Source organism: uncultured Algibacter sp. (assembly GCF_905480415.1).
In the GTDB taxonomy this organism is placed as follows: domain Bacteria; phylum Bacteroidota; class Bacteroidia; order Flavobacteriales; family Flavobacteriaceae; genus Algibacter_B.
On sequence record NZ_CAJQQI010000069.1, the window covers coordinates 30,894 to 40,703 of the forward strand.

General features: G+C 31.1%; 11 protein-coding genes. 3 read left to right on the plus strand and 8 right to left on the minus strand.

Annotated elements, in window-relative coordinates:
- Positions 1-24: 24 nt before the first annotated feature.
- From QZ260_RS05530 to QZ260_RS05545, 4 genes are all read right to left on the minus strand, one after another.
- Positions 25-918, minus strand: coding sequence for a universal stress protein (locus QZ260_RS05530; RefSeq protein ID WP_295983703.1), 894 nt, complete (start codon positions 916-918; stop codon positions 25-27).
- Between the two features lie 234 nt (positions 919-1,152).
- Complete coding sequence (locus tag QZ260_RS05535; RefSeq protein ID WP_295983704.1) at positions 1,153-1,605, minus strand: pyridoxamine 5'-phosphate oxidase family protein; 453 nt, start codon at positions 1,603-1,605, stop codon at positions 1,153-1,155.
- 122 nt (positions 1,606-1,727) lie between these two features.
- Entirely contained in the window at positions 1,728-2,960 is a 1,233-nt protein-coding gene (locus QZ260_RS05540) for a metallophosphoesterase (protein ID WP_295983706.1), read from the minus strand.
- Positions 2,961-2,975: 15 nt separating this feature from the next.
- Positions 2,976-3,569, minus strand: coding sequence for a CDP-alcohol phosphatidyltransferase family protein (locus QZ260_RS05545; protein ID WP_295983707.1), 594 nt, complete (start codon positions 3,567-3,569; stop codon positions 2,976-2,978).
- 386 nt (positions 3,570-3,955) lie between these two features.
- Here QZ260_RS05545 and QZ260_RS05550 point away from each other — a divergent pair, with 386 nt between their 5' ends.
- Entirely contained in the window at positions 3,956-4,591 is a 636-nt protein-coding gene (locus QZ260_RS05550) for a hypothetical protein (protein ID WP_295983710.1), read from the plus strand.
- Positions 4,592-4,596: 5 nt separating this feature from the next.
- Here the strand turns inward: QZ260_RS05550 and QZ260_RS05555 are convergent, their stop codons facing one another.
- Positions 4,597-5,106 (minus strand): hypothetical protein, encoded by a 510-nt coding sequence (locus tag QZ260_RS05555; protein WP_295983712.1) that lies wholly within the window; start codon positions 5,104-5,106, stop codon positions 4,597-4,599.
- 167 nt (positions 5,107-5,273) lie between these two features.
- Here QZ260_RS05555 and QZ260_RS05560 point away from each other — a divergent pair, with 167 nt between their 5' ends.
- Positions 5,274-5,660 carry a hypothetical protein gene (locus tag QZ260_RS05560; RefSeq protein WP_295983714.1) on the plus strand — a complete coding sequence of 129 codons (387 nt, stop codon included), beginning with the start codon at positions 5,274-5,276 and terminating at the stop codon, positions 5,658-5,660.
- Positions 5,661-5,950: 290 nt separating this feature from the next.
- Positions 5,951-6,604, plus strand: coding sequence for a BON domain-containing protein (locus QZ260_RS05565; RefSeq protein ID WP_295983715.1), 654 nt, complete (start codon positions 5,951-5,953; stop codon positions 6,602-6,604).
- A 110-nt stretch (positions 6,605-6,714) separates the two neighbouring features.
- Here QZ260_RS05565 and QZ260_RS05570 read toward each other — a convergent pair whose 3' ends face one another.
- The 3 genes from QZ260_RS05570 to QZ260_RS05580 form a co-directional block, all read right to left on the minus strand.
- Positions 6,715-8,673, minus strand: a complete 1,959-nt coding sequence (locus QZ260_RS05570; RefSeq protein ID WP_295983725.1) for a heavy metal translocating P-type ATPase — start codon at positions 8,671-8,673, stop codon at positions 6,715-6,717.
- A gap of 133 nt (positions 8,674-8,806) precedes the next feature.
- Positions 8,807-9,103 (minus strand): chaperone modulator CbpM, encoded by a 297-nt coding sequence (locus tag QZ260_RS05575; protein ID WP_295983717.1) that lies wholly within the window; start codon positions 9,101-9,103, stop codon positions 8,807-8,809.
- Positions 9,103-9,810 (minus strand): J domain-containing protein (locus tag QZ260_RS05580; protein WP_295983719.1); only part of this gene is annotated, 708 nt, incomplete at its 5' end. The genes QZ260_RS05575 and QZ260_RS05580, both read right to left, overlap by 1 nt.

Sequence of the window (9,810 nt, forward strand, 5' to 3'; positions counted from 1 at the left end):
CTTGGTATAATTATCAGTAAGGTTTTAGGATTCTACTAATATTTTTCTTTTATTATCCGCGTTAACCTTCTTTAAATTTGTTTTTTTTTTGCTAAAAACTAATAATGGTATGGAAACTGTAGCTTCCATATCTTTCACTAAACCTTTATGGAACAAGTTGTTAAATTCCCAATCATGTTCGCGTTCTAACATTGCCAACATACTCGCTTTTTCATTATTCAAAACGCTTAATAAGCCCGTTTTTATTTTACTAGAAAGAATACTTCTAAACGTTATTTCTGGATAGGAAATCTGATTTAAAAGTATGTTTTTAAATTTATCCATGTTTTCTTGCGCAGTGTATGTATCCATTTCGTATACATGTATGATTTCTACAAGTGCCTCAAATGGGCTTGCTATTTCTATAATTTTTTTAATTGATGAAATGTCTTCTTGTTCAAAATCAGTGGCATATACTATAGTTGAAGGAACATTATAGGTCATGTCATTTGGTGCAATTAATAAGGGCACTTCAATTTTATCTAGTAATGAATCAGCAATATTACTGGAAAAATAACCTCTAGTACTATGGTTATCTTTCATACCTATAATAATTAAATCCGGGCCTAATATTTTAGAGAGACGCGAAATACTCTCAGAGATAGAATTGTTTTCAATAACATGAGTGGTCATAGGTTTATGATAAAATTCATTTTTGAGATGTTTTTCACAGTATTTTTTTACGAGTTCTATGCGCTCTTTATGCATTCTTTTTTTCAATGACTCTAAAGGCTGAATAGTTGCAAGGTTCATTGGAGGAAAATCGTAAACATGTAAAACATGTAAATCTGCTTTCATAATAGAACTAAACCGATAAGCGTACTTTAATGAGTAAGCATCGTTTTTGGTACAATCTGTGGCATATAATATAGTTTTCATAATGGCGTTTTTTAACCTTATAAAGGTATGCTGACACATTATTTTATGAAATGATATTTGTCATAATAACACGACTAATTCGTTGGTTTTTATTTACTTTCAAAAAATAGTTTAGATAGATCGTCCTTTTATGAATGGCACACCTTAGTTATTATGTCATAAATATATATGACAAACAATTGGTATGGCTTTAGACGTAGTTTTTTCAGAAAATTTAGGAACAAAATAAAACTATTATTTCCTTTCTCTCCCTGTTAGTTCTTCAATATCAATTTTAAAAACTATAGGTGGTCCTTCTTTATAAATTTTACTCGAAAATTCACTTAAATATTTTAAATCCCTTCCTTCTTTTATTCTGACAACACGTTTTACACCTTCAGAAAATTTGTGTAAGTTAATTTTAGCTGTACTACCTTCAAGTTCGTAAAAAGCACCTTGTACTGATACAGATTTCCAAGTGTTTACAGACTCAATATCAGCGACTTCTAGTGAAACAGCATTGTTAATTCGTAAAGCATTTATTTTATGTCCGTTACCCGAATAACCGAATAAGGAATTAGTACTATCATCATAATAATAAGTAACTGGTATTACAAAAGGTCTATTCTTATAAATATATGCCAAATGGCCTATGTAATTATTACTTAGTAGTGTTCTGCATTTAGATTTTCCGAGTTTAAGAATCATGACTACCTGATATTAAAGTTAGATGTTGATATTTAAAAGTGATGTACAAAAACCAAATATTTGATTTAAGCTCTAATTTATTTTATCGTCATGATATATTCAATGATATTAGTCAGTTTAAATTAATTTGCAACAGAACTACTAGATTTAAGTTGCATAAATGTAATTTCTGGGCGCATACCTAACCTACCAGGAAACCCCAACCATCCGAGTCCTCGATTAACATATAGGTATTGTTGTTCTAATTTATATAGGCCAGCCCAATGCTTAAACTTATATTTTATAGGACTCCATTGTTTTTTTCCTAAATTTATACCAGCTTGCATGCCATGTGTATGACCAGAAAATGTAAGTGTAATATCTGTCTTTTTTACTACCTCTTCCTGCCAATGGCTCGGATCATGACTTAACAAAATCTTAAAAGCAACATGTTGTGACGATATTAAAGCTTTTTGTAAGTCGCCATATTGCTTAAAAGGTGGTTTTCCCCAGTTTTCGACACCAAGAATAGAGATGTTTTCACCGTTTATTTTAATAGTGTCAGAGGTGTTTCGTAGAAGTTTAAAGCCCGTAGATTTATAAAATTTTTCTATAGCATTAAAATTTTTTTGCTTGTCAGATTTATTTTTCCATTCACTATAATCACCATAATCATGATTTCCTAAAACTGCATATTTATTAATTTCAGCATGTAACTTTAAAAAGACTTTGTCCCAACCCCGCAATTCCCAAGCATAGTTGTTTACCAAATCACCAGTAAAAAAAATCAGATCGGGCTTTAAATTGTTAATCAACTTTACAGCGTTCTCCAAAGTTTTATATCGGTAATTAAAACTTCCTAAATGCAAATCAGATATTTGCACAATTTTTAATCCATGAAACGATTTAGGTAAATGCTGAAAACTTATTTTATGACGATGAATTTTAAAGTGATATACGGCTTTTAAAATGGCATATAAAATAATTAAAAAAGGTAGAAACCCAGAAAACAATCCCACTAATGGAATTATTAAAATAGATTCTTTTTCTGAAAAAGCATAGTTGGTATAGAACAATATAGATATAATTATTACAAATAATATTTTAGGAATAAAAGACGAAACGGTAAGCCCATATAGCGATGAGATTAACTTGTGCTTACGTCTTGGGTTTATATCATCTAGTTTGATTTTAAGTACGATTATAGCCGTTATTAGACCTGTAGTAAATATCCAAAACAATATGTTTATTAGTAACTTAAAAAAACTTGAGGTTAACAATATGGTTATAGATTGCAACCAATAAAATGCAACCATATCTACCAATAATATCAGTAAGCATAAAAGTAAAATAGTAAATATAGAATAGCTGCGCATAATGGAACTCGGGTATTAATGACTCTTGTTTTTTAAACGGCGTTTGTCTCGCATCGCCCAATAAATGCCTTTTACATCGGAAGCCCAATTATCGTACATGAAAATAAGGGTGATTTCTTCAAAAGTTTCTAATAATCCAATGATAATCATAATATAAAATAGGACATATTCTGGATTAAAGAATAGCGACCATAATATAAATAGACTTTGAAGCATTGCTGAAAGCTTAGCTAAATAGGTGTGAAATGCTGTTGCTTTACCATATTTAAAATAAGCTATCCCCATTTGTAAAATATACGGAATGAATGCTATCAGTATTAAAACGAGGTTTGTTTTAATAAAATTAGTTTCAAAATAAAACAAACCTATTAATCCAACAATAAGCGTTACTTGGTCCCCAAATGAATCCAGTTGTGATCCTCTGGGACTGGTTATTTTTAGTTTCCTAGCTAAATACCCATCAATGGCATCAGTAGAATAACTTATTAAAAGAAGCCATGTAAAAAAAAGTTGTAAATCTAACCAAATTAGAAGCAATAAAAATGGCGCGGCAAATATTCGGTAAAATGAAAACCAATCAGCAATATTATAGTTTTTAAAGGTGAGCATATCTTTTCATTTTTTAATATCTACTTTTATTTCAGGTATTTTGATAAGTTTGATATACCATTTGTTAACTAAAGTTTCCCACTGTAATTTTGAATTGGCTGTGCACTCTGAAAGAATTTCTGAGACTTAAATTGTGCATCTGTATCCCTTACTTTTTTTCCTAAAAACAGTCTTGTTATTTGAATTAAAATAAGAACAAAAACAACCAGTAAAATATACTTAAAATCACTTCATATACTTGGGTTTTAGACAATCCAATCTTTAATGAATTCAATCCATTTCATATATTATAAAGTTAACTGATGGATGTTATATTAAAAATGATGGATATCATTTCAAGTTTAATTTTTTAATCGTTTTTTTAATTTAAGTTAAAATTGTAAATCATGAAAAAACTAATTTATGCTTTTGTAATATTTACACTCCTAAATTGCTCATCTACGAGAATGGTTGATAGTTGGAGGAGCCAAGAATATACTACTTATATACCTGAAAAAGTATTGATTATTGGGGTAACTGAAAATTTAACCGCAAGAAAAAAGTTTGAATCGCAATTAGCAACAGAATTAAAAAACAGAGGTGTTGAAGCGGTTGAAAGTTATGATGTGTTCACACCTACTTTTACTAGTTTGAAACAAACTGAGGCCGATATTGAAAAAGAAGTAGGGAAAATATATAATACTGGTTTTGATGCTATTTTGATATCGGCAGTAAAAGGGATTGATGAAAAAATGACTTACACTGGAGATCGGTACAGAACAGATTATTATTGGCGTCGTTTTGGACGTTATTACTATCTCTATCAAGATGTATATTTTGACAGTGGATATTATAATAAATATAATATTTACACTATCGAATCTTCTCTCTATAATTTAAAAGATAATAGTGATAAATCATTAGTTTGGGTGGCATCATACAATGTCGTGGATACTTCTTCAATTAATACAACTATTAATGATTATGTGAAAGCCATTATAAAATCATTAGAAACTCAAGGTCTAATTGATAAAATCTATTAATCCTGTTAAGGTTTTAATAATGGATCTAAACGTTCAATAATTAAATATGTATTAGAGGCTGTGTTTTCTAATTTAGATTCGCCAGTTATAGCATCGATACCTTTCATTTTGAATGACCCTTGTCCAGAAGTTGTTAACACTACAATCTTATTGTGGTATGCTTGTGTTCGATCTATAAAAGCTTTTACATCTATCGGAGGTTTCCAGTTTTCCCAAGTATGCATAATAACTAAAGCAGTCCAGTTTTGAGGGTCTGTTTCTGATAAAGACGATATATCTATCACTTTGATGAATATTGAATCTGGTTGGTAAAACTCAACAATATTTTTAGTGATTTCGTTTTTAAACGCGCTGCCTTGTGTAGCGATTATAAGTTTGCGCTCGAGCTTTGACGTGTTAACTTCAAAGCTTTTTGCAGTATCCATCGAATATTGGTATTTATACCAAAATGCAAAGAGTAAAAACAGTAACCCAAGCATAATAATTGATAACGTTATCTTCTTTTTATTTGTCATGGCTTATTGGGATGTACATTATTATGTTCATGATATTAAATTTATTTACTAAAATATAGTTTGCCAATACGCTGTGTAATGATATTGGTCATTTATTACCTATAATGATTAATATCATTGTACAAATTGTGCTTTATTGATTTCTTTATAGAGTTAAAAAGATAATCATGAAAACACTTAAATTTTATTTTGTTGCATTTTTACTTATCATTTTTATGAGTTTAGAAAGTTGTGGACCTGTAATTATTTCTTCAAGACCAAGCAATCCACCACCACCATGGTTTTACCCTAATAGAGTTCTGAATGTTAGGTATGTATACTTTCCAGATTATACCATTTATTACGATTTAACCCTGCGTAATTACCTGTATCTTAATAATAATGTTTGGATTCGTGTCAATGCATTGCCATCACGATATAATGGGCTAGATTTTAGAAGATCTAAAAAAGTTCGTATTCATGATTATTTTGACAATAATATTAGAACATACCACTCTAAAAGACGTGTTAGTGACACAGAAAGTCGAACAAGTACAAGCAGAAGTAGGAGGTAAGGACATTGGATTTTTTAAGTAATCAGTATTTAAAAATCATTATGTGTTCTTATCTTATAACTATTTCAATTGTGTTCCAGGAAAGGTTTTGTTTTTTAATTTGGCGTTTCCCAATGGTTTAAGTCCATAGTTTATCTTGATTCTTAGAGATTAATAATGACACTGATTTACATGTACCATTTGAAATACGTTACTCATAATAAACTTACTGATATATATCATTTCATATTTTAGGTTGCAATAATACATTTAAACTGTTATTCAGAATATTAATTAAAATTCATTAAATTATGAGAACAGATTCAAAAATTAAAGAAGATGTGCTAGAGGAATTAGCATGGCAACCTAACATTGACGAAACTCAAATAGGAGTGGTAGTTGATAAGGGTATTGTAACTTTATCAGGTACAGTTGATAGTTATTCAAAGAAGATTACTGCAGAAAAAGCAGCAAAAAGTGTTTTTGGTGTTAGAGCGGTAGCAGAAGACATTAAAGTGCAATATGGTAAAAGCTATCAAAAAACAGATTCTGAAATTGCAAGAGCTTCGGCTGATGCTTTAAAATGGAATACTTCCGTGCCTGAAGATAAGATCAATATCAAAGTTGAAGATGGCTGGGTTTATTTATCAGGAGCAGTTATGTGGGATTATCAAAAACAAGCAGCTAAAAAAACTGTAGAGAAATTGGCAGGGGTGAAATTTGTTTCAAACACTATTTCTATTGAACAACCCGTAAAACCTATCGACATTAAGAATAGAATTACTAAAGCATTTAAACGCTCTGCAGATATTGATGCAAAAAATGTAACGGTAGCAGTGGATGGTCATACTGTGAAATTAAGAGGCAAAGTACATTCACTAGCAGAAAAAGAAGATGCTAGAAAAGCAGCGTATTTTGCGCCTGGTGTTTACAAAGTAGAAAATGAACTTGAAATTGTATATTAATTTTTAAACGCAATGACCCATTATATACTAGTTGTATATAATGGGTCATTTTTTATTTATGATTTTTGGAATTTTTAATAATAGCAATTAAGGGCAGAGAAAGCTAAATATTAATCCATCTTAAAACGAAGAAGTCTTAATGCATTAAGTACGACAACGAGAGTTGAGCCCTCATGAAAAGCAACCGCTAACCCTATATTCGTAAGCCCCAAAATTGTAACAGGAATGAGCAAGCCTACTACGCCTAAACTTATCCAAATATTTTGTTTTATTATGTGTTTGGATGCTCTACTCAATCCTATTACAAAAGGTAAGTTCTCAATTTTATCAGACATTAAAGCAACATCGGCCGTTTCTAAAGCAACATCGCTTCCTGCAGCTCCCATTGCGACGCTTACGGTGCTTAATGCCATAGCTGGCGCATCATTTACACCATCGCCAACCATGGCTATTTTTTTATATCTTTTAATTAATATTTTAATGGCATCGACTTTATCTTCTGGCAGCAAATTTCCTTTCGCTTCTGTCAGGCCTATTTGTTTCGCAATAGCATCACCAACATTTTGATGATCACCAGTAAGCATAACCATGTATTTAATTCCAATTTCTTTTAGTTTCTTTAGCGTAGCCGCTGCTGTTTTTCGAGGTAAATCCATCACACTTAGTAATCCTATAATGGCATCCTTATAAGCTACAAGCATGACTGTGTGTCCATTTTCCAAAAGATTAACCATTTTAGAAATAATGCTCGCTTCGATATTTATACCTGAATCTTCCATCAACTTTACATTTCCAATGTAAACGGTATTGCTATTATAAATAGCACGTATTCCTTTTCCTTGAATGGCATTAACGTGAGATGCTTTATTTTGAGATTCCATGTTGTTATGTGCTTTTATATCCTTTGCTATAGCTTTTGCAAGTGGGTGATTACTTAAGCTTTCAACTTCGAGAACTAACTCAATAAACTTGTTTTTATCAAAATTGTTTAGCGGAATGATGTTTGTTAGTTTTGGTTTTCCCTCCGTTAGCGTTCCTGTTTTATCAAATGCAATCGTGGTAATTTCACCTAAATTCTCTAACGCTCTTCCGCCTTTAATAAGGACCCCTTTTTGTGCTGCTCTTGCTATACCACTTAGTACAGCACTAGGTGTCGAAATGGCTAATGCACAAGGGCTTGCTGCTACTAATACTGTAATAGCGCGATATAAACTTCTATTAAAACTTTCATCAATTACCAAATAAGCAAAGCATAATAACAAAACCACAATTATGACTAATGGGACGTACCATTTTTCGAACTTTTTGGTGAGTCTTTGTGTAGGCGATTTTTGAGTTTCTACCTCACTTACCATTTTAATTAATCTGGAAACAGTAGAATCTTTATTTAGTTTAAGAACTAAAACTTCAATGCTATTATCGCCATTAATAGTTCCAGTAAATACAATGTGCTTTTTATCAATGTCTTTAAACATTGGTAAATTATTAATAGTATCTATAGATACCTTATCTACAGGGATGCTTTCTCCAGTTATCGGAGCTTGATTAATACTGCTGCTACCACTAATAATAACACCGTCTGCAGCAATTTTTGTATTTGGTTTTACAACAATAATATCATTTAGACAGAGACTTTTTATAGGTATTTCTTCAAGTTTACCATGTTTCTTTATGAGTGCTGTTTTTGGGGATAGCTTACCTAAGGCTTCAATAGACTTTTTGGCTTTATTCATGGCGTAATGCTCTAAAGCATGTCCTACACTAAACAGAAATAAAAGTAATGCGCCTTCTGCCCATTTATCAATATAGAAAGCTCCTGCGGCAGCCGCAATCATCAAAAAATCGATATCAAAACCACCCTTAATGATTTTTTTATAGGCTTGAATGGTTATAAAGTAGCTTCCAAAAAAATACGAGATGATATAACTTGATAAAAAATACCAGTTTGATAAATTTGTTAGTTTTTGAATAAAAAACCCTAAAAGAAGGAATAGGCCACAAAGACTAGCAAAATAAAGTTCCGTTTTCGGTTTTGAGCTGTATTTGCGCTCATGAGTTTCATCTTTCATAGTCGTTAAGATAACCTCCATCAATCAAGTTTAATTTTTTATTTATGTAGGGCTATAAAAGCAAGGTTTCAAAGTCCTCTTTTTTATAATCTACAACATCTCTTAAGTTGAATTCAATTAGCCTTTTTTAAATCTAAAAATCCTCATATAATCGTAACCTGTTGTTTAAGGTTGTTATTTCTTTTCTCAAAGAATTTACTTGTTCTAATAAGTTGTAAATAGCATCAATACCTTCAATATTTATTTCTAAATCATAATGTAAACGCACAATTTTTTCAACCTCTTTTATTTGTGCTTTGTGTATATAGAAATCATCTTTTTCAATGGTTAGTTCTATTAGCTGAAACTCTTGCAATGTGTTTATAAAGGCAACAGGTACTTTGTAATGTTCACAAACTAAATCTATGGGTATTAAATCTTTTGTTTTCATTATGCACGTAGTGTTTGTAACTGTTTAATTAATTCTTTTTCTTTATCTGAAAGCGTCTTAGGTAATTTAATTTGATAGGTGATATATAAATCCCCAAATTCATCCACTTTTTTATACTTAGGAAACCCTTTGCCTTTAAGCTTTACTTTTGTTCCATTTTGAGTTTCTGGTTTTATATTGAGCTTTACTTTGCCGTTAAATGTATCTACCATGAGTTCGCCTCCTAGCAGAGCCGAGTATAAATCGACATCTAAAGTAACATAAAGGTTGTCTTTGTCTCTTTTAAATTTTGAATGGTTTACAATTGAAAATTGGATTAATAAATCACCATTAGGTCCATTATTAATACCTTTGCCACCGTGACCTTTTATTTTAATAACTTGCCCATCTTGTACTCCTGCCGGAATGGTAATTCTAATGTTTTTCTGGTTAACCGTTAACGTGCGTTTATGTGTTGTATAAACATCTTTTAAGTCTAGCCTAAGCTCAGCATTAAAATCTTGCCCCCTAAATTTTACTTGTCTATTTCCAGGGCCCGAAGCTCTGCCACCAAACATGTTTTCAAAAAAATCAGAAAACTCTTCTTCGTTATATCCACCAGTTCCTCCGCTATACGTTTTTTGATATTGTTTTTGTTGATTTGCTTTTTCATATTCTTCAGAATGCTGCCAATGCTCGCCATATTGATCATACTTTTTGCGGTTTTC